The organism is Pseudomonas sp. P9_2, assembly GCF_034008255.1.
GTDB classification, from domain to species: Bacteria; Pseudomonadota; Gammaproteobacteria; order Pseudomonadales; family Pseudomonadaceae; genus Aquipseudomonas; species Aquipseudomonas synxantha_A.
Genome location: NZ_CP125376.1, coordinates 4522412 through 4544071, shown reverse-complemented (window position 1 = coordinate 4544071; position 21660 = coordinate 4522412). Strand labels below are relative to the sequence as shown.

General features: G+C 61.1%; 16 protein-coding genes. 10 read left to right on the top strand and 6 right to left on the bottom strand.

Features of this window, described 5'->3' with window-relative positions; genetic code table 11:
* Positions 1 to 27: 27 nt before the first annotated feature.
* The 4 genes from QMK52_RS20260 to tpx all read right to left on the bottom strand — a co-directional run bounded on the left by QMK52_RS20260 (position 28) and on the right by tpx (position 8260).
* Positions 28 to 3135 (bottom strand): efflux RND transporter permease subunit, encoded by a 3108-nt coding sequence (locus QMK52_RS20260; RefSeq protein ID WP_005788569.1) that lies wholly within the window; start codon positions 3133 to 3135, stop codon positions 28 to 30.
* Positions 3132 to 6233: an MdtB/MuxB family multidrug efflux RND transporter permease subunit gene (locus QMK52_RS20255; RefSeq protein WP_194438387.1), complete on the bottom strand. Its 3102-nt coding sequence runs from the start codon at positions 6231 to 6233 to the stop codon at positions 3132 to 3134. The genes QMK52_RS20260 and QMK52_RS20255 overlap by 4 nt, the downstream gene beginning before the upstream one ends.
* Positions 6230 to 7528, bottom strand: coding sequence for an MdtA/MuxA family multidrug efflux RND transporter periplasmic adaptor subunit (locus QMK52_RS20250; RefSeq protein WP_005788572.1), 1299 nt, complete (start codon positions 7526 to 7528; stop codon positions 6230 to 6232). Before QMK52_RS20250 ends, QMK52_RS20255 begins: the two co-directional genes overlap by 4 nt.
* 231 nt (positions 7529 to 7759) lie before the next feature.
* Positions 7760 to 8260: a thiol peroxidase gene (gene tpx, locus QMK52_RS20245; protein WP_005788574.1), complete on the bottom strand. Its 501-nt coding sequence runs from the start codon at positions 8258 to 8260 to the stop codon at positions 7760 to 7762.
* Between the two features lie 159 nt (positions 8261 to 8419).
* Between tpx and QMK52_RS20240 the strand changes: the two genes are divergently transcribed.
* From QMK52_RS20240 to QMK52_RS20195, 10 genes are all read left to right on the top strand, one after another.
* Positions 8420 to 9709: a glycosyltransferase gene (locus tag QMK52_RS20240; RefSeq protein WP_194438393.1), complete on the top strand. Its 1290-nt coding sequence runs from the start codon at positions 8420 to 8422 to the stop codon at positions 9707 to 9709.
* A gap of 72 nt (positions 9710 to 9781) precedes the next feature.
* On the top strand, positions 9782 to 10687 hold the full coding sequence (locus tag QMK52_RS20235) for an AraC family transcriptional regulator (RefSeq protein WP_194438397.1): 906 nt from the start codon (positions 9782 to 9784) through the stop codon (positions 10685 to 10687).
* Positions 10688 to 11011: 324 nt separating this feature from the next.
* The gene (locus QMK52_RS20230) at positions 11012 to 11260 is read left to right on the top strand and encodes a DUF6124 family protein (protein WP_194438400.1); all 249 of its coding nucleotides are present in this window, start codon (positions 11012 to 11014) and stop codon (positions 11258 to 11260) included.
* A gap of 200 nt (positions 11261 to 11460) precedes the next feature.
* Positions 11461 to 12783 (top strand): sugar ABC transporter substrate-binding protein, encoded by a 1323-nt coding sequence (locus QMK52_RS20225; RefSeq protein ID WP_320403303.1) that lies wholly within the window; start codon positions 11461 to 11463, stop codon positions 12781 to 12783.
* 177 nt (positions 12784 to 12960) lie between these two features.
* Positions 12961 to 13851: a carbohydrate ABC transporter permease gene (locus tag QMK52_RS20220; protein WP_005788581.1), complete on the top strand. Its 891-nt coding sequence runs from the start codon at positions 12961 to 12963 to the stop codon at positions 13849 to 13851.
* A gap of 10 nt (positions 13852 to 13861) precedes the next feature.
* Complete coding sequence (locus QMK52_RS20215; RefSeq protein WP_005788583.1) at positions 13862 to 14692, top strand: carbohydrate ABC transporter permease; 831 nt, start codon at positions 13862 to 13864, stop codon at positions 14690 to 14692.
* 22 nt (positions 14693 to 14714) lie between these two features.
* Positions 14715 to 15818, top strand: coding sequence for an ABC transporter ATP-binding protein (locus tag QMK52_RS20210; protein ID WP_005788584.1), 1104 nt, complete (start codon positions 14715 to 14717; stop codon positions 15816 to 15818).
* A gap of 16 nt (positions 15819 to 15834) precedes the next feature.
* Positions 15835 to 17316: a mannitol dehydrogenase family protein gene (locus QMK52_RS20205; protein ID WP_194438403.1), complete on the top strand. Its 1482-nt coding sequence runs from the start codon at positions 15835 to 15837 to the stop codon at positions 17314 to 17316.
* A 138-nt stretch (positions 17317 to 17454) separates the two neighbouring features.
* The gene (xylB, locus tag QMK52_RS20200; protein WP_320403302.1) at positions 17455 to 18936 is read left to right on the top strand and encodes a xylulokinase; all 1482 of its coding nucleotides are present in this window, start codon (positions 17455 to 17457) and stop codon (positions 18934 to 18936) included.
* Between the two features lie 12 nt (positions 18937 to 18948).
* Entirely contained in the window at positions 18949 to 19908 is a 960-nt protein-coding gene (locus QMK52_RS20195) for a carbohydrate kinase (protein ID WP_320403301.1), read from the top strand.
* 45 nt (positions 19909 to 19953) lie between these two features.
* Here QMK52_RS20195 and QMK52_RS20190 read toward each other — a convergent pair whose 3' ends face one another.
* Together QMK52_RS20190 and ilvA are read right to left on the bottom strand one after the other, a co-directional pair.
* Positions 19954 to 20223, bottom strand: a complete 270-nt coding sequence (locus tag QMK52_RS20190) for a DUF1652 domain-containing protein (RefSeq protein WP_005788590.1) — start codon at positions 20221 to 20223, stop codon at positions 19954 to 19956.
* Positions 20224 to 20454: 231 nt separating this feature from the next.
* Entirely contained in the window at positions 20455 to 21480 is a 1026-nt protein-coding gene (ilvA, locus tag QMK52_RS20185; RefSeq protein ID WP_320403300.1) for a threonine ammonia-lyase, biosynthetic, read from the bottom strand.
* Positions 21481 to 21660: the final 180 nt, after the last annotated feature.

Below are 21660 nucleotides of genomic sequence, written 5' to 3'. Positions count from 1 at the left end.
CTCGCCACAATAATTTGGTTGAATCGGTCATAGCGCAGTGTCCAGGGCAGCATCGGTACGCACGCCGCGCCAGGCATTGAAGCGGTGGCGCGCGCGGTCGAGATAGAGGTAGACCACCGGGGTGGTGTAAAGGGTCAGGATCTGGCTGAAGACCAGGCCGCCAATAATGGTCAGGCCCAACGGATGGCGCATTTCCGCGCCATCGCCGGTGCCGAGCAGCAACGGCAAGGCGCCGAGGATGGCGGCCAGGGTGGTCATCAAAATGGGTCGTAGGCGTAGCAGACAGGCGCTGCGGATCGACTCCAGCGGGCTCATGCCGTCGTTGCGCTCCAGTTGCAGCGCCAGGTCGATCATCAGGATCGCGTTTTTCTTCACCACACCGATCAGCAGGAACAAGCCCAGCAACGAAATCAGACTGAACTCGCCGCCCAGCAGGTAGATCGCCAGCAACGCGCCAACACCCGCCGACGGCAGGGTCGACAGAATGGTCAGCGGGTGGATATAGCTTTCATACAGAATGCCCAGCACCAGGTACACCGCCACCAGCGCACCGAGAATCATGAACGGCTGGCCCTTCTGCGTGGCCGCAAAGGCGTCGGCGGTGCCGGCCATCTTGGCGATCACATCTTCAGGCAGGCCGACCTTGGCAATCGCTCGTTCGATGGCCGCGGTGCCCTGCTCTACCGTCACCCCGGGCGCCATATCGAAGGCGATGTTTTCTGAAGCGAACTGGCCTTCATGGCTGACGCGATCGTCGGCCAGGCTGTTCTCGTAATGGGCAATGGTCGACAACGGCACCCGCGCACCATCGGCAGTAATCACCTGCACCTGGTTCAGGGTGATCGGGTCCTGGGCATACTTGGGGTTGACCTCCATCACCACCTGATACTGGTTGAGGCTGTCGTAGATGGTGGAAATCTGCCGCTGGCTGTAGGCGTTGTTGAGTACCGACGTGACCATGTCCATGTCGATGCCCAGACGCTTGGCCTGGTCCCGATCGACGATCAGCGTGACCTGCGCCGCGCCCCGGCCTTCGCGAGCGTCGATGGCAGTCAGCTCGGGCAACTCACGCATCGCCGCGACCACTTTCGGGTACCACAGGCGCAACGCGGCCAGGTCGCCGCTTTGCAGGATGTAGGAATATTGCGCGCTGGTCTGGTCGCGGCTGCCGCCGAACTGCAGGTCCTGGTCGGCCATCAGGAACAGGCGCCCGCCCGGTACCAACGGCACCTCTTTGCGCAGACGCTCGATCACCGCCTGGGCAGAGATCTTGCGTTCACTGATGGGTTTGAGGCGCACCAGCATCACTGCGTTGTTAGTGCCTTGGTTGCCACCGATAAAGCCGGCCACGCTGAGCACCGCCGGGTCCTTGAGCACCGCCTGGCGAAAGACTTCCATCTTCGGCTGCATCACGCTGAACGACAGGCCATCGTCACCGCGCACAAACCCGATCAATTGGCCGGTGTCCTGCTGAGGCATGAAGGTTTTTGGCACCACCACATACAGTGCGATATTCACGCCCACGGTGATCAACAGGCTGAGCAGGGTCAGGCGCCGGTGGCGCAATACCCAGTCCAGGCTGGTGGCGTAGCCGGCGACCATGCGGTCGTTGACCTTCTGGCTCCAGCGCTGCAAACCGGTCTGCCGGGTCTTGTCATGAGGCTTGAGCCAGCGGGCGCAGAGCATCGGCGTCAAGGTCAGCGAGACAATCAGCGAGACGATGATCGCCGCCGACAAGGTGATGGAAAACTCGCGAAACAGGTTGGTGACAATCCCGCCCATGAACAGGATCGACAGGAACACCGCCACCAGCGACACGTTCATCGACAACAAGGTAAAGCCGACTTCTTCGGCACCCAGGTACGCCGCCTTCATCGGCGGCACACCCTCGTCGATGTGCCGGGAAATGTTCTCCAGCACCACGATGGCATCGTCCACCACCAACCCGGTGGCCAAAATCAGCGCCATCAACGAAAAGTTGTTCAGCGAAAACCCGTACAGGTACATCACCGCGAAGGTGCCCACCAGCGACACCGGCACCGCCAGGGTCGGGATCAGCGAAGCACGGAAGTTACCCAGGAACAGGTACACCACCAGAATCACCAGGCCCACGGCAATCAGCAGGGTCATTTCCGCTTCATGCAGGGTGGCAGTGATCACTGGCGAGCGGTCCATGGCCAGGCTGAGCTTGACGCTGGACGGCAGCACCGCCTGCAATGCCGGCAACTGGGCCTTGATCTGCCTGACCGTTTCAATGATGTTGGCGCCGGACTGACGGTTGATCACCAGCAGCACTGCCGAATCATTATTGAAGAAGCCACTGTTGTAGCGGTCTTCCACACCATCGGTGATCTTCGCCACATCGCCCAGGCGCAGGGCCGCACCGTCCTGGTAGCGGATCAATAGCGGCGCGTAGTCCTTGGCTTTTTCCAGCTGGTCGTTGGCCTGGATCTGCCAATTGCGCTCAGCGTCTTCCAGGGAGCCCTTGGGCCGGCGCTGGTTGGCATTGGCGATAGTATTGCGCACATCGTCCAGGGCCACGCCGTATTGGTCGAGGGCCTTGGGCTCCAGCTCGATGCGCACCGCCGGCAGGGAACTGCCGCCGATCTGCACTTCGCCCACGCCTGGCACCTGGGACAGGCTCTGGGACAAGATGGTCGACGCCAGGTCATACAGCTGGCCCTTCTGCAGCACGTCGGAGGTCAGCGACAGCACCATGATCGGCGCCTGGGACGGGTTGATCTTCTTGTAGGTGGGCATGCTGCGCATACCGCTGGGCAACAGGTTGCGCGAAGCGTTGATGGCCGCCTGCACTTCCCGCGCCGCACCGTTGATATCGCGGTCGGAATCAAAGGCCAGGATCACCCGAGTCGAGCCCTGGCTCGAAGAACTGCTCATGGTGGTGATGCCGGCAATCGAACCGAATGAACGCTCCAGTGGCGTCGCCACGCTGGACGCCATCACCTCGGGGCTGGCGCCGGGCAAGCTGGCCGACACCACGATCACCGGAAAGTCGATCTGCGGCAGCGGCGACACCGGCAACAGGTTGAAGCTGACGCCACCGAGCAGCATGATCGCCAGGCTCAGCAGCATGGTTGCTACCGGCCGGCGAATGAAAGGTCCGGACAAGTTCATGGCTCAACCGGCTCCAGGCGTTGCGGCTCTTTGCGCCAGCGCCTGCCAAGGCGATCGAAGTACAGGTAGATCACCGGCGTGGTGAACAGCGTCAACACCTGGCTCACCAGCAAGCCACCGACCATCACCAAACCCAGCGGTTGGCGCAACTCCGCGCCGGAACCGCTGGCAAGCATCAGCGGTACCGCACCGAACAACGCGGCCAGGGTAGTCATCAGGATCGGCCGGAAGCGCAACAGCGCCGCCTGGTAAATCGCCGTCTGTGGGTCCAGGCCCTGATTACGCTCGGCGTCGAGGGCGAAGTCGATCATCATGATCGCGTTCTTTTTCACGATACCGATCAGCAGGATGATGCCGATGATCGCGATCATGCCCAGGTCATTGCCACTGAGCAGCAGGGCCAGCAAGGCCCCCACCGCCGCCGACGGCAGGGTCGAAAGGATGGTGATCGGGTGGATATAGCTCTCGTAGAGCACGCCGAGCACGATGTACATGGTAACCACCGCCGCCAGGATCAGCAGCAAGGTGCTCGACAGCGACGCCTCGAACGCCTGGGCGGCACCCTGGAACTGGGTTTGCACGCCCACCGGCATGCCAATGTCCTTCTGGGTCTGGTTGATCAGCTCCACACCCTTGCCCAGGGCGACGCCGGGGGCCAGGTTGAACGACATCATCACCGCCGGGAACTGGCCGATATGGGCAATTGCCAACTGCGCCTGGCGCTGCTCGACATGGGCCAGGCTCGACAGCCGCACCTGGCCGCCGTCGGTGGTCTTCACATGGATCTGGTTGAGCGCGGCCGGGCCGAGGGTTTCGCCGGACTGGGCCTGCAGCACCACGCGATATTGGCTGGCCTGGGTATAGATGGTAGAGATCTGCCGTTGGCCAAAGGCGTCATACAACGCGTCGGTAATGGTCGAGACACTCACACCCAGGCGCGAGGCCGCGTCGCGGTCGATCACCAGGTACACCTGCAAGCCTTTGTCCTGCAAGTCGCTGGCAACGTCGGTGAGTTCCGGCTGTTGACTGAGGGCGTGCACCAGCTTGCCACTCCACAGTGCCAGCAACTCGGCGTCCGGCGACGACATGCTGAACTGGTACTGGGTACGGCTGACGCGGTCCTCGATGGTGAGGTCCTGCACCGGCTGCATGAACAGGCGGATGCCCACCAGCTTGTCGATTTGCGGTTGCAAGCGGGTGATCACCTCGGCTGCGCTCAAGTCGCGCTGGCCGTGGGCCTTGAGGTTGATCAGCAAGCGGCCACTGTTGAGGGTGGCGTTATCGCCGTCCACACCGATGTAGGACGACAGGCTCTGGACCGCGGGATCAGCAAGGATGATCTTCGCCAGCTCCTGCTGACGCTGGCTCATCGCCGCAAAGGAAATCGACTGCGGCGCTTCGGAAATGCCCTGGATCACCCCGGTGTCCTGCACCGGAAAAAAGCCCTTGGGCACCACCAGGTACAGCACCACCGTAAGCCCCAGGGTAGCGATGGCCACCAGCAGGGTCAGCGGCTGGTGCTTGAGCACCCACTGCAACTTGCGGCCATAGGCCTGGATCAGCCAATCGATCCAGGCGCCGCTGGCCTTGTAGAAACGTCCCTGCTCTTCTTCCTTCGGTTCGCGCTTGAGCAAGCGCGCGCACATCATCGGCGTCAGGGTCAGGGACACAACCAGCGAAATCAGGATCGCCACCGCCAGGGTGATGGCGAACTCGCGGAACAGCCGCCCGACCACGTCAGCCATGAACAGCAGCGGGATCAGTACCGCAATCAGCGACAAGGTCAGGGATATCAGGGTGAAACCGATCTGCTTGGCGCCCTTGAGCGCGGCGGCCATCGGCGTCTCGCCTTCCTCGATATAGCGCGAGATGTTCTCCAGCATCACGATGGCGTCGTCCACCACAAACCCCGTGGCGATGGTCAGGGCCATCAGCGTCAGGTTATTGATGGAGAAACCCGCCAGGTACATCACGCCAAAGGTACCCACCAGAGACAGCGGCACGGCAATGGACGGAATGATCGTGGCGCTGACCCGACGCAGGAACAGGAACGTCACCATCACCACCAGGGCGATGGCAATCAGAAGCTCGTGTTGTACGTCTTTCACCGAGGCGCGGATGGTCTGGGTACGGTCGGTAAGCACCGTCACGTCCAGGCCGGCCGGCAGGTTGTCGGTGATGCTCGGCAGCAGCGCCTTGATACGGTCGACTACCTCGATCACGTTGGCGCCCGGCTGGCGCTGGATGTTGAGCAGTACCGCCTGGTTTTCGTTGGCCCAGGCCGCGAGGCGTTCGTTTTCGGCGCCGTCGACGATCTGCGCCACATCCTTGAGGCGCAACGGTGCGCCATTGTTGTAGGCCAGGATCAGCTCGGCATATTGCTGGGGTGAGACCAACTGGTCGTTGGCATCGAGCATCGACACGCGGGTGGGGCCGTCGAAGTTGCCCTTGGGCTGGTTGACGTTGGAGGCGGCGATCAGCGCACGCACGTCCGACAGGTTCAAACCATTGGCCGCCAGGGCTTGCGGGTTGACCTTGATGCGCACGGCCTGGCGCTGGCCACCGGCGATGCTGACCATGCCGACGCCGCTGATCTGGGCGATTTTCTGCGCCATGCGCGTATCGACCAGGTCATTGAGCTTGGGCAGCAGCATGGTCTTGGAAGTAATCGCCAGGGTCAGCACGGGGGTGTCGGCCGGGTTGACCTTGTTGTACACCGGCGGCGCCGGCAAATCCTTGGGCAACAGGTTGGTGGCGGCGTTGATTGCGGCCTGCACCTGTTGCTCGGCGACATCCATATTGACGTCGAGGTTGAAACGCAGGGTCAGCACCGACGCACCGCCCGAACTGGTGGACGCCATCTGGGTCAGCCCGGGCATCTGCCCGAACTGACGCTCCAGCGGCGCAGTGACCGCACTGGTCATCACGTCTGGGCTGGCGCCGGGGTACAGGGTCATCACCCGGATCGTCGGGTAGTCCACCTGGGGCAAGGCCGATACCGGCAACAAGCGGTACGAAATGATCCCGGCCAATACAATCGCCAGCATACTCAGCGTGGTGGCGACCGGGCGCAGGATAAACAGGCGTGACAGGTTCATGAACCGACCTTTTGCGCCTTGCCGGCGTCAGCGCCGGTCTCCCCTTTTGCCGCGGGCTTGCCTTGCAGGTGTTCGGTCGGCGTGGTCGGCACTTCCTTGCTTTCGTTGACCACTTCGATTTCGCTGCCGTCCTTGAGACGGTCCGTGCCTTCCAGCACCACGCGATCGCCTGCGACCAGGCCCTCCTTGACCACGGTGTTCTCACCGTCGGTGTCACCCAGCACCAGGGGCTGGACCTTGACCTTGTTGTCACCGTCGAGCTTGTAGACAAAGGTACCGGTGTTGCCGAACTGGATCGCCGCCGACGGCGCCAACACCACGTTATGCAAGGTGTCGGCAAGCAAGTGCACATTGACGAACTGGTTGGGGAACAGCGCCTGGTCCTTGTTATCGAAGCGCGCCTTGAACTTCAAAGTGCCAGTGGTGACGTCGATCTGGTTGTCCAGGCTCTGCAGCACGCCGACCGCCTGTTTTTTCACGTCGCTGCGGTCCCAGGCTTCCACGGGCAGTTTGTTGCCGGCGTGGTAACGGGCAAGTACGGTTTCCAGGGTGTTTTCCGGCAGGGTGAACGCCACGCTGATCGGCTGCGTCTGGGTGATGACCGCCAGGGCGGTGGTGTCATTGGCTGCGACCAGGTTGCCGACATCAAGCTGGCGCAGGCCAACGCGGCCGCTGATCGGCGCACGGATCCTGGTGAATTCAAGGTTGAGCTTGGCATCGTCTACCGCGCCCTGGTTGGTCTTGACCGTGCCCTGGTATTGCAGGACCAGCGCTTCGGCGGTGTCCAGGGTCTGCTTGGCGATACTGTCCTGGGCGTACAGGCCGCGATAACGCTCCACATCGACCTGGGCGTTTTTCAACTGGGCCTGGTTCTGCAGCAATGTGCCCTGGGCCTGGAGCAAGGCGTTCTGGTAGCTGCGCGGGTCGATTTCTGCCAGCAGGTCGCCGGCCTTGACCATCTGGCCTTCTTCAAAGGCGATCTTCACCAGCTCACCGCCCACCCGGCTGCGCACATTAATGGTGTTGAGCGCGGTGACCGTGCCCAGCGCCTTGTAGTACACCGCAAACTCCCCCTGCACCACCGGCGCCACGCGCACCGGCACCGGGCCGGTGGAACCGCCGAAGCCCGGGCGCGCCATGCCGGTCTTGCCGGTGTGCCCCGCAGGAGCGTCCTTGTGAGCCGCGCCGCCGGGCCAGAATTTCCAGCACAGGCCGGCGATAACCAGCAGCACAAGCAGGCCAAACAGCCAGCGGCGGGAGTTGCGGGAGGAGGATTGCATGGAGTGATCAACCATTGGGGATGAGAGCTTCTTCTTCGGGAGGCTGAAAGATAAGCACTGGGGGGCGTTTAGAAAAGCACCTTTACCGGCTATTTACCTTGGGCTTACAACTTTTAACGTCTGATCTTAGTCCGCCAGCTATTTGGCTAAACCGCTGACACTCAAATAAAAACGGCCTGGACTAGGCCAGGCCGCAATCATGCATCATACGTGTTACTGCCAAACGACAGTTACGCGCAGAAACAGTTACTTCAATACAGCCAGGGCCGCATCGTAGTTTGGCTCTTCAGCGATTTCCTTGACCAACTCGCTGTGCAGCACGTTGTCGTTTTCGTCCAGTACCACGACGGCGCGAGCGGTCAGGCCTTTGAGCGGGCCGTCGGCAATCGCCACACCGTAATCAACGGCGAAATCCGAATCACGGAAGTCCGAGAGGTTCTTCACGTTTTCCAGGCCTTCGGAGCCGCAGAAACGCGCCTGGGCGAATGGCAGGTCGGTGGAGATGCACAGCACCACGGTGTTGGCCACATCGTTGGCCTGGGCATTGAACTTGCGCACGGAAGTGGCGCAGGTCGGGGTATCAACGCTTGGGAAGATGTTCAGCACTTTGCGCTTGCCGGCAAAGGTGGCCAGGGTGGCGTTGGACAGGTCGCCGGCGGTCAGGGTGAAGTCTGCGGCTTTGGCGCCGACTTTCGGCAGTTCGCCTTCAACCTTGACCGGGTTGCCTTTAAGGGTGACTTGAGCCATGAACGGAATCCTTATGCTGGTTTTTGGTTAAACGAATTCGAGAGGCCGAAGTTAACCACAAAGTGCCGATGCTACCTACCGCCAGACACAAATTGTCATGTCGCCAGGTTGTGGTTTAATTGCGCGCTTTTCGCCTGCCCTTCAAGGAAACCGTCGTCGATGAATCAGCCTGCCACCAAAGTCCTGGTCATTGGTTACGTCTGGCCGGAGCCCCGCTCCTCGGCCGCAGGCGGGCATATGATGCAAATCCTTGAGAGTTTTCTTACGCAAGGTTGGGACATTACCTTCAGCAGCCCGGCGACCATCGGCGAACACAAGTCCGACTTGCCGGCACTTGGCATCGCCGAATGTGCCATTGAACTGAATAACAGCAGTTTCGATGACTTTATCCGCGAACTGGCCCCGGATATCGTACTGTTCGACCGCTTCATGATGGAGGAGCAATTCGGCTGGCGCGTGGAGCAATGCTGCCCCGACGCCCTGCGCGTGCTGGAAACCTCCGACCTGCAAAGCCTGCGCGACGCCCGCCACCAGCGTTTCAAGGAGCAGGTGAAAGCCAACCCCGACAGCGACGACTTCAGCGCCCTGTTCGCGCCGGCGCTTCAGGACGAGTTCCAGCGCATGGCCGATACCGACCTGGCCAAGCGCGAAATCGCCGCGATTTACCGCTGTGACATCAGCCTGATGATCTCCGACGTGGAAATTCGCCTGCTCACCGAGCAGTTCAAGGTGCCCGCCGCCCTGCTCCACTGGTGCCCGCTGATGTTGCAACCGCCCACCGCCGCGTTTGCGCCGTTTGAAGACCGGGCGCACTTTCTCAGCATCGGCAACTTCCGCCACGCGCCCAACTGGGATGCGGTGCTGTGGATGAAGCAAAGCCTGTGGCCGCTGATTCGCCAACAGTTGCCGGGCGCGCAGCTGCATATCTATGGCGCCTACACCCCACCCAAGGCCACCGCCCTGCACAACCCGGCACAGGGTTTTCATGTGATGAACTGGGCCGAAGACGCGCTGCAAGTCATGACCGCCGCACGCATCTGCCTGGCACCGTTGCGCTTTGGTGCGGGCATCAAGGGCAAGTTGATCGACGCCATGCTCTGCGGCACCCCCAATGTCACCACCCCGATCGGCGCCGAGGCCATGGGCGATGATCAACCCTGGCCCGGCGTGATCGAACACGACGCCCCGGCCCTGGCCGCCGCTGCCGTGGCCCTCTACCAGGACCACGAGCGCTGGACCCAGGCCCAGGAACACGGGCGCCAACTGCTGGCTCGGCGCTATGACCAGGCTCTGCATGGGCCGGCCCTGGTGGCGTGCCTGGAGCAATGCCGCCGCAACCTTGCCGCCCATCGCCGGGACAACTTCACCGGCAGCATGCTGCGCCATCACGCGCACAAGAGTACCCAGTACATGTCCCAGTGGATCGAGGCGAAAAACCGCAACCTGTAAACACTGCTGCTGGCGAGGTCGTGCGCGACGGGGCATTATCCTACGCAGCGACCACAATAAAGCGACGGCAGCATGACCCGAGCAACGCGCATCACCGACCCTTCCTACGAGTTGATGGACGATCACAATGGTCTGTCCATCATCTATCGCCAACACGGCTTCCCCTGCCCGCTGGTGCGCTGGCACTTTCACAAGGAATACGAGCTGCACCTGATCGTCGCCAGCTCCGGCAAGGTGTTTATCGGTGACTACATCGGCAACTTCTACCCGCAAAGCCTGTTCCTCACCGGCCCCAACCTGCCCCACAACTGGATCAGCCAGGTGGAAGAAGGCGAAGTGATCCCCAAGCGCGACATGCTGGTGAACTTCACCGACGAGTTGTTCGAACACGGCAGCCACATCTTCACCGAACTCAAACGCCTGGCGCCGCTGCTCGAACGCGCCCAGTACGGCATCGAATTCCGCTGCAAAAAGACCATCGCCCACGCCATGACCCTCATGCAGCACATCGAAGACGCCCACGGCATGGCGCGACTGGGGCACTTCTTTATCCTGCTGGAGGTGTTGAGCGCCTGTGAGGACTACCAGCTGCTGTCCGGCGTGACCACCCCGCAGCAAGCCGATGAACACAGCATCGACCGCACCAACCGCGCGGTGGACTACATCTTTGCCCACTACGCCCGCGAGCTGCCGCTGGAGGAAGTCGCGGAGTACCTGGGGATGAAACCGACGTATTTTTCCCGTGTATTCAAGCAGGCCACCGGGCGGACTTTTATTGAATTCGTCAATCGGCTGCGCATCAGCAAGTCCTGCGAGTTGCTGGCCGATGGCGACAAGGCCGTGACGGATGTGTGCTTTGAGTCGGGATTCAACAATATCTCCAACTTCAATCGGCGTTTTCAGCAGCTTAAGGGGATGACGCCGTCCCACTATCGACGGTTGGCGGTGCAGCGGTTGACTGAGCAGAATTTGGCTTGAGGTTGATCGTTCGGCAGGCGTCGGAAAACAGAAACGTCTTACAAGGTTTTGAGGTTGTCCCTAGGACACTCAATCTCTAGTCTCCGTACACCGCTGCACACTCAGCGGTCGGGCGTCGCGGCCCGGTTTAATCAGACGCAGAGTGCCATTTCCGCTTTCAGTTGACGTCTTTTTATCGTCTACTGTGCGCCCTTATGGTGGCTGTGCGCGGGATACCTTTGGGTATGCCGGTTTCCTGATTCCGGTCCGCGAACCTGCGTACAGCTACCACCCAATCGCGTCGCGGCGATCAGTGGTAGCTCCACTTAAATCAGGAGTTTCACCATGATCAAACCCACCCCAAATCCCCCAATCGATCCAGCACCCAGTGTGCTGTTCACCGTAAAAGACGGCATCTCCACGCATCACCTACTGGTCAACCTCAGCGAATCCCTAGCCTCTGCCCACGCCCTCCCCTGCGATTTCGCCTTTGATCTCGACGGCTCGCGGCGCGAAGGCGCCCTGGGTATTGCCCAGTTGATCGAGGTATCTCGCTTGCTGGCTGAGCGAGCACTGGCTGATATCGAGCGTTAAGCACGGCATTGATCGTCCCCACGCGTCACGGGGACGATCATCGAGTGCAAAAAAGTATCAGTGAGCGTGCGCCCAAGGATTTGTCACAACCCCCGATTCAAGGCTGTAATCAATGCACACTCTTCCTGACTCGTTGCAGGAAGACACAACAACAATAACCGTCCTTCTGTAGCCCCCTGGGCGCGGAAATGGAGTGCGCGATGAAGTTCACAGCAAAAGCTCTGCTTGCCTGTTCCTGCATGACTGCATGCATGACCCTCAGCGCCGTCAGCCTTGGCGCGCAAACCCTGACCATTGCCACCGTCAACAACAGCGACATGATCCGTATGCAAAAGCTCTCGAAAACCTTCGAGGCCGAGCACCCGGAGATCAAGTTGAACTGGGTGGTGCTTGAAGAAAACGTGCTGCGCCAACGCCTCACCACCGACATCGCCACCCAGGGCGGGCAGTTCGACGTGCTGACCATCGGCATGTACGAAGCCGCACTGTGGGGCGCCAAGGGTTGGCTGGAACCGATGAAGGACCTGCCGGCCTCCTACGACCTTGATGATGTGTTCCCTTCGGTACGTGATGGTTTGTCCGTCAAGGGTTCGCTGTACGCCCTGCCGTTCTACGCCGAAAGCTCGATCACCTATTACCGCACCGACCTGTTCAAGGACGCCGGGCTGACCATGCCCGAGCACCCGACCTGGAGCCAGATCGGCGAGTACGCGGCCAAACTTACTGATAAATCCAAAGAGCAATACGGCCTGTGCCTGCGCGGCAAAGCCGGTTGGGGTGAGAACATGGCGCTGATCACCACCCTGGCCAATGGCTTCGGTGCGCGCTGGTTCGATGAGAAGTGGCAACCGCAATTCAACGGTCCAGAGTGGAAGAATGCGCTGAACTTCTACGTCGACAATATGAAGAAATCCGGCCCGCCGGGTGCGTCCAGCAACGGTTTCAACGAGAACCTGGCGCTGTTCAACAGCGGCAAATGCGCGATCTGGGTGGATGCCAGCGTGGCGGGCTCGTTTGTTACCGACAAGAGCCAGAGCAAGGTCTCTGAGCATGTCGGTTTCACCTTCGCGCCCCACGAGAAGACCGACAAGGGCACGTCGTGGCTGTACTCCTGGAGCCTGGCGATCCCGACCAGTTCCAAGGCCAAGGATGCCGCCAAGGTATTCACCAGTTGGGCCACCTCCAAGGAATACGGCCAGCTTGTGGCCAAGACCGATGGCATCGCCAATGTGCCGCCAGGTACGCGCCAATCCACCTACAGCGACGAGTACATGAAGGCCGCGCCGTTCGCCAAGGTGACCCTGGAATCACTGAAAGTGGCCGACCCGACCAAGCCGACCGAGAAGCCCGTGCCGTATATCGGTATCCAACTGGTGACCATTCCGGAGTTCCAGGCGATTGGTACCCAGGTCGGCAAGTTCTTCTCCGGTGCGTTGACCGGTCAGCAAACGGTGGATGCCGCCTTGACCGCCGCGCAGACCACCACCGAGCGGGAAATGAAGCGGGCTGGTTACCCCAAGTAACCCAGCTTCACCACCGCTAAGTGTGGGAGCAGGGCTTTTGTGGGAGCTGGCTTGCCTGCGATGCAAACGACTCGGTATATCAGTAGCACCGAGGCGGTGCCATCGCAGGCAAGCCAGCTCCCACAGTGACCGCGCTCCGACGCAGATTCTGTAGGCATCTGACTGGTTCTGATCACCATGAATACACCCGCCAAAAACCGCCTGGCCAACCCCGGCTGGTTCCTTGTCAGCCCCTCGGTGGCCTTGTTGCTGCTGTGGATGATCGTGCCGCTGGGCATGACCCTGTACTTTTCGCTGATCCGCTACAACCTGCTCTACCCCGGCGAAAACCAATTCGTGGGGCTGGAAAACTTCAGCTACTTCATTACCGATTCGGGTTTCCTGCCCGGCGCCACCAATACCCTGTTGCTGGTGGGCAGTGTGTTGCTGATCAGCGTGGTGTTCGGCGTGTTGATCAGTGCGCTGCTGGAAGCCAGTGAGTTCCTGGGGCGCGGCATCGTCCGGGTGCTGCTGATTTCGCCGTTCTTCATCATGCCCACCGTCGGCGCGCTGATCTGGAAGAACCTGATTTTCCACCCGGTGTCGGGGATTCTCGCCGCCGTGTGGAAGTTCTTCGGCGCCGAGCCGGTGGACTGGCTGGCGCACTACCCGCTGCTGTCGATCATCATCATTGTGTCGTGGCAGTGGCTGCCCTTCGCGATCCTGCTGCTGATGACCGCCATGCAGTCCCTGGACCAGGAGCAAAAAGAAGCTGCACGCCTGGACGGTGCCGGCGCCATTGCGATTTTCTGGCACCTGACCCTGCCCCATCTGGCCCGCCCGATTGCCGTGGTGGTGATGATCGAAACCATCTTCCTGCTCTCGGTGTTCGCCGAAATCTTCACCACCACCAACGGTGGCCCGGGCTACGCCTCGACCAACCTCGCCTACCTGATCTACAACCAGGCGCTGGTGCAGTTCGACGTGGGCATGGCCTCGGCCGGTGGCCTGATTGCCGTGGTCATCGCCAATATCGCGGCGATCATCCTGGTGCGGATGATCGGCAAAAACCTGACTGACAAGCCTTGAGGGCCGCGCCATGACACTTCAACAATCCCGCCGCCTGCAAAGCCTGCTGCTCGGCACGTTGGCCTGGGCCATCGCGATCCTGATTTTCTTCCCGATCTTCTGGATGGTGCTGACCAGCTTCAAGACTGAAATCGATGCGTTCGCCACCCCGCCGCAGTTCATCTTCACGCCGACGCTGGAGAACTACCTGCACATCAACGAACGCAGCAACTACTTCGCCTACGCCTGGAACTCGGTGGTGATTTCCTTCAGCGCCACCGCCCTGTGCCTGCTGATCTCGGTGCCGGCTGCCTACTCCATGGCGTTTTACGAAACCCAGCGCACCAAAGGCACGCTGCTGTGGATGCTGTCGACCAAGATGCTGCCACCGGTGGGCGTGCTGATGCCGATCTACCTGCTGGCCAAGAGCTTTGGCCTGTTGGATACGCGCATTGCGCTGATCATCATCTACACCCTGATCAACCTGCCGATCGTGGTGTGGATGGTGTACACCTACTTCAAGGACATCCCCAAGGACATCCTCGAAGCCGCCCGCCTGGACGGCGCCACCCTGTGGCAGGAAATGGTCCGCGTGCTGCTGCCGATCGCCAAGGGTGGCCTGGCCTCCACGGTGTTGCTGTCGTTGATCCTGTGCTGGAACGAGGCGTTCTGGTCGCTGAACCTGACCTCGTCGAGCGCTGCGCCGTTGACCGCACTGATCGCCTCCTACTCAAGCCCCGAAGGTTTGTTCTGGGCCAAGTTGTCCGCCGTCTCGACCCTGGCCTGCGCGCCGATCCTGATCTTTGGCTGGATCAGCCAGAAGCAGTTGGTGCGCGGTTTGTCCTTCGGCGCCGTCAAATAATAATTCGACAAGGAGGCCCATCATGGCCAACCTGAAAATCAAGAATCTGCAAAAAGGCTTCGAAGGTTTCTCGATCATCAAGGGCATTGACCTTGAAGTGAACGACAAGGAATTCGTGGTGTTCGTCGGCCCCTCGGGCTGCGGCAAATCCACCCTGCTGCGCCTGATCGCCGGCCTGGAGGAAGTCACAGAAGGCACCATCGAACTGGACGGCCGCGACATCACCGAAGTGACCCCGGCCAAGCGCGACCTGGCGATGGTGTTCCAGACCTACGCGCTGTACCCGCACATGAGCGTGCGCAAGAACATGTCGTTTGCCCTGGACCTGGCCGGTGTCGACAAGAAGCTGGTCGAGAGCAAGGTCAGCGAAGCGGCGCGCATCCTGGAACTGGGCCCGCTGCTGGAGCGCAAGCCCAAGCAACTGTCCGGCGGCCAGCGCCAGCGCGTGGCGATTGGCCGGGCGATTGTGCGCAACCCGAAGATCTTCCTGTTTGACGAGCCGCTGTCCAACCTCGACGCGGCGCTGCGCGTGCAGATGCGCCTGGAACTGGCGCGCCTGCATAAAGAACTGCAAGCCACCATGATCTACGTGACCCACGACCAGGTTGAAGCCATGACCCTGGCCGACAAAGTCGTGGTGCTCAACAGTGGCCGTATCGAGCAGGTCGGCTCACCGTTGGAGCTGTATCACCAGCCGGCCAACCTGTTTGTGGCCGGCTTTCTCGGCACGCCGAAGATGGGCTTTCTCAAGGGTAAGATCACACGTGTCGAAGGCCAGGACTGCGACGTGCAATTGGACGCCGGCACCCTGATCAGCCTGCCGTTGAGCGGCACGACCTTGAGCGTCGGCAGCGCGGTGACCCTGGGCATTCGTCCCGAGCATCTGGAAATCGCCGCGCCAGGGCAAACCACCCTGACCGTCACCGCTGACGTTGGCGAGCGCCTGGGCAGCGACACCTTCTGCCACGTCATCACCGCCAATGGCGAACCGCTGACCATGCGTATTCGCGGCGACATGGCCAGCCAGTACGGCGAGACGTTGCACCTGCACCTGGACCCGGCGCACTGCCATCTGTTCGACACCGACGGCGTAGCGGTGGCCCGCCCACTGCGCGCTGCCGCCTGATCCCGAGTATTTCCCGATGAAACTGAATAGAGCCAACCTCACGCAGCTGGCGCCGGAAGTGAAAACCCCGGCCTACGCGATTGCCGACACCCGCCAGGGCATCGCCCATATCGGCGTCGGCGGCTTCCACCGTGCGCACCAGGCGTATTACACCGACGCCCTGATGAATACCGGCGAAGGCCTGGACTGGGGCATTTGTGGCGTGGGCCTGCGTGCCGAGGACCGCAAGGCCCGCGACGATCTGGCCGGCCAGGATTACCTGTTTACTCTGTACGAACTGGGCGATACCGACGACACCGAAGTGCGCGTCATCGGCGCCCTCAGCGATATGCTGCTGGCCGAAGACAGCGCTCAGGCGTTGATCGACAAACTGGCTGACCCGGCTATCCGCATCGTCTCGTTGACCATTACCGAGGGCGGCTACTGCATCGATGACAGCAACGGCGAATTCATGGCCCACCTGCCGCAGATCCAGCATGACCTGGCGCACCCCAAGACACCCAAAACCGTGTTCGGCTTTATCTGCGCAGCGCTCACCCAACGCCGCGCCGCCGGGACTGCGGCATTTACCGTCATGTCCTGCGATAACCTGCCGCACAACGGCGCCGTCACACGCAAGGCACTGCTGGCCTTCGCCGCGCTGCACAACGCCGAGCTGCATGACTGGATCAACACCAACGTGAGCTTCCCGAACGCCATGGTCGACCGCATCACGCCAATGACCAGCACCGCCCACCGCCTGCAACTGCATGATGAACATGGCGTCGACGATGCCTGGCCGGTGGTGTGCGAACCGTTTGTGCAGTGGGTGCTGGAAGACAAGTTCGTCAACGGTCGTCCGGCCTGGGAAAAGGTCGGCGTGCAGTTCACCGATGACGTCACGCCTTACGAAGAGATGAAGATCGGCCTGCTCAACGGCAGCCATCTGGCGCTCACCTACCTGGGGTTTCTCAAGGGTTATCGGTTTGTCCACGAGACCATGAACGACCCGCTGTTCGTGGCGTATATGCGTGCGTACATGGACCTGGACGTCACGCCGAACCTGGCGCCGGTGCCGGGCATCGACCTGACGGCGTACAAGCAGACGCTGGTGGAGCGTTTTTCCAACCAGGCGATTGCCGACCAGTTGGAGCGGGTGTGTTCCGATGGTTCGTCGAAGTTTCCCAAGTTCACCGTGCCGACCATCAATCGCCTGATTGCCGATGGGCGCGAGACTGAGCGCGCTGCGCTGGTGGTGGCGGCCTGGGCCTTGTATTTGAAGGGGGTGGATGAAAATGGCGTGCGTTACAAGATCCCCGATCCACGGGCCGAGTTCTGCCAGGCGCTGGTGACGGATGACGCGCTGATCAGCCAGCGCTTGCTGGGGGTAGAGGAGATTTTTGGCGTGGCTATTCCCAAGTCGGCGGAGTTTGTGGCAGCGTTCGAGCGGTGTTATGCAAGCTTGCGTGACAAAGGCGTCACCGAAACCCTGAGGCAACTCCTGAAGAAACCGGATTAAAACTGTGGGAGGGGGCTTGCTCCCGATAGCGGTAGGTCAGAGAAAGGTATTTGACTGACACTCCCTCATCGGGAGCAAGCCCCCTCCCACACTTGACCGGGTTACCAATCCAAAAATAATACTGCTGAGCACTCCATCATGACCCAGCACAACCTGTTCCTCGGAATCGACTGCGGCACCCAAGGCACCAAGGCCATCGTCCTCGACGCCTCCAGCGGCAAGGTGCTGGGCCTGGGCGCCGCCGCGCATACCTTGATCAGCGGCACCAACGGCCGCCGCGAGCAACACACCCAGGAATGGCTGGACGCCTTCACCGAAGCCACCCACCGCGCCCTGCAACAAGCCGGGGTGGACGGCCAGGACATCCTTGGCATCGGCGTGTCCGGCCAGCAGCACGGCCTGGTGTTGCTGGACGAACAAGGTGAAGTGCTGCGCCCGGCCAAGTTATGGTGCGACACCGAAACCGCGCCAGAGAACGAGCGCCTGCTGGCACACCTTGGCGGCGAAAGCGGCTCCCTGGAGCGCCTGGGCGTAGCCATCGCGCCGGGCTACACCGTCTCCAAACTGCTCTGGACCCGCGAACAGCACCCGGACGTATTTGCACGCATCGCCCATATCCTGCTGCCCCACGACTACCTCAACTACTGGCTCACCGGTCGCGCCTGCGCCGAGTACGGCGACGCCTCGGGCACCGGTTACTTTGACGTGCGCAGCCGCACCTGGGATGTGGCGCTGCTCAGGCACATCGACCCCAGCGGCCGCCTGGAGGCAGCGTTGCCGCAGTTGATCGAAGCCGACCAGGCGGTGGGCACGATCCTGCCGGCCATTGCCGAGCGCCTGGGGATCAACCCCAACGCCGTGGTGTCCAGCGGCGGCGGCGACAATATGATGGGCGCCATCGGCACCGGCAATATCGCTCCCGGCGTGATCACCATGAGCCTGGGCTCATCGGGCACCGTGTATGCGTTTGCCGACCAGCCCAACGTCAGCCCGCAGGCGTCGGTAGCGACCTTTTGCTCGTCCAGTGGCGGCTGGCTGCCACTGATCTGCACCATGAACCTGACCAACGCCACCGGGGTGATCCGCGAGCTGTTCGAACTCGACTTGCAAGCGTTCAACGCCCTGGTCGAGCAAGCCCCGATTGGCGCCGAGGGGGTGAGCATGCTGCCGTTTCTCAATGGCGAACGCGTGCCTGCCCTGCCCCACGCCACCGGCAGCCTGCACGGTCTGACCATGACCAACCTGACCCGTGCCAACCTGTGCCGCGCCGTGGTCGAGGGCACCACCTTCGGCCTGCGCTATGGCCTCGACCTGCTGCGCCAGACCGGCCTGCAAAGCCAGAGCATCCGCCTGATCGGCGGCGGTTCGAAAAGCCCGGTGTGGCGGCAGATGGTCGCCGATATCATGCACACCGAAGTGGTGTGCACCGAACAGAGCGAAGCCGCCGCCCTTGGCGCGGCAATCCAGGCCGCCTGGTGCCAGAGCGGCGAACCCTTGGCCAGCCTGTGCGACAAATGTGTGAGCGTCGACCCGGCCAGCCGTACCTTGCCGGCAACCGAGAGTGTCAGCGCCTATCAACAGGCGTATGAGCGTTATCAACAGCACGTGGCATCCCTTTAAGAGCGAACGACTATGTATTTGGTGTGTGGTGAGGCGCTGTTTGATTTTTTCAGCGAGGAGGATGCCAGCGGGCAGGCCGCCAAAGTCAATTACAAGGCGATTGCCGGGGGCTCGCCCTTCAATGTGGCGGTGGGCCTGCGCCGTCTGGGGATTGAAGCCGGGTTGTTCGGCGGCCTGTCCAGCGACTTCCTCGGCCGGCGCTTGTTGCAGGTGCTGAAAAATGAAGGGGTCAGCGAGCAGTTCCTGGTGGAATTCGCCGCGCCGACCACGTTGTCGATGGTCGCTGTGGGCGCCAATGGCTCACCGCAGTACAACTTCCGTGGCGAAGGCTGTGCGGATCGGTTGCTGGAAGTCGCGCATTTGCCGGTACTGGGCGATGAGGTGCGCGGGCTGCATATCGGCTCGTTCTCACTGGTGGTGCAACCGATTGGCGACACCCTTCTGGCGCTGGTCAAGCGCGAAAGCGGCAAGCGCCTGATCAGCCTGGACCCTAACGTGCGCCTTAACCCGCAGCCGGACATCCAACTATGGCGTGATCGCGTCGCCGAACTGGTCACACATGCCGACCTGATCAAGGTCAGCGATGAGGACCTGCACCTGCTCTACCCCGACCAGTCACCCGAAAGTGTGCTGCAAGGCTGGCTGCAACACCGCTGCCAACTGGTGTTCCTCACCCGCGGCGGCGACGGTGCCAGCGTGTTCAGCCGTGAGCACGGCAACTGGTCGGCACCGGCAGTCAAGGTGGAGATGGCCGACACGGTCGGCGCCGGGGATACTTTTCAGGCGGCATTGATTGCCTGGCTGACCGAGCATCAGCTTGATTCAGTGACTGGCCTGCAACAGCTCACGCGCGCGCAGATTGATAACATGCTCGGCTTTGCGATTCGGGCTGCCGCGTTGACCTGTACCAAAACCGGCCCCGACCTGCCGTACCGTCACCAACTGACGGACGCGCACATTTCGCGCAATTGAGCGAACCCGTTGTTGTAGGAGCGAGCTTGCTCGCTCCTACAGTGGCTAGTGATAACCGCGCCCGCCTGCTCGTTGCGGAGCCGGGGCATGGCTGTACTTGAGATCTTCACGCAACCCCGTGATCAGGTTGCAAATGGCTCGGCTGCTGTCGAGCTTATCGGCATTGATGCCTTTGACTTCCAAATCCACTCGATCACGGTTGCGCTCGTCATAGACTTTGATCGTCAGCGAAGCATCTTCGGCCTTGGTGCATTCACACCGTTTGGGCAGGAAACTTCCTTCAATAATGCTGCGCAACTCTAATTCCGAAAGCATGGTCAACTTCTCCATTTTCAAGACTGCCAACAGATTTTTTATGGGTCATGCAGGCACTTGCCGGCCTTGGAAAGTGCCCTCAACCACCAAGCCTACTCGGCTAAATCAAGCTGCGTTGTAACCATTCCTCATAAGCCAACAGCGGTTTTATATAATTAAACTTTGAACTATAAGTTCTGTATAAATCATCGCCAAACCGCCTCGATTAAACGTTTAACCCACCGTTTCAAATCAGACCGGACCGAGTGCCACGACTCTTTCTGCAACATAACGCAAACTATCAAAGTTGATATTCGCCCCCGAATTTACCGCCACCAGGGTCTGGCCGCGCACACCCCGCTCAGCCACGTACTTGCGAATGCCCGCTACGGCCAGTGCGCCAGACGGTTCGGTGATGGAGCGGGTATCGTCGTAGATCAGCTTGATGGCACCGCACAATTCGTCGTTGCTCACGGTGACGACTTCATCCACCCAGTCCCGGCAGATCTCGAAACCGTAGGCGCCGATCTGTGCGACCGCGGTGCCATCGGCAAACCCGTCGACGCTGGGCAGCACTACCCGCTCACCAGCGCGCAATGCAGCCAGCAGGCAACTGGAACCTTCAGGTTCCACACCGATGATGCGTACTTCGGGACGCAGGTATTTGACGTACGCCGCGATTCCGGCGATCAAGCCACCGCCGCCCACCGGTACGAAGATCGCGTGCAGCGGGCCTTGCTGTTGACGCAGTATTTCCATGGCCACTGTGCCTTGGCCAGCGATCACATCGGGATCATCGAACGGCGAAACAAAGGTGCAACCCGCCACTTCGGTCAGCTGCAACGCGTGGGCCAGGGCAAACGCAAAGCTCTCGCCATGCAGCACTGCCTCGGCGCCCCGGGAACGCACGCCCAGCACCTTCAATTCCGGCGTGCTGCAAGGCATGACGATACGCGCCTTGATGCCCAGTTCCCGCGCAGCCAACGCCACGCCCTGCGCATGATTACCCGCAGAGGCGGTCACCACGCCACAGGCTTTCTGCTCATCGCTCAGTTGCACCAGCTTGTTGTAGGCGCCACGAATCTTGAAGGAAAAGGTCGGTTGCAGGTCTTCGCGTTTGAGCAGTACCTGGTTGCCCAGTAACGCGGATAGCGCAGGCGCCGGCTGCAAGGGCGTGCGCACCGCCACGTCGTAAACCGGGGCGGCGAGGATCTTTTTCACGTAGTGCTCAAGCAATCCTGTATCGGCGGCAGGTTGCACGGCGCTGTGGGAACTCATGGGCGTCTCCTGGTGTTGGTGTGCTGCCCAGGAGTCGGAAAAACAAAACCCGCCTCTAGGGCGGGTTTGGGTGCAGCCGTGTGCTATCCCGCCAAATGAGGAATGGCGGTAATAATAATGCTCGGCTGGCGGCGCAAGGCTTGAAATGTCATGCAACGAAATTAACCGGCGGTGGTTGGA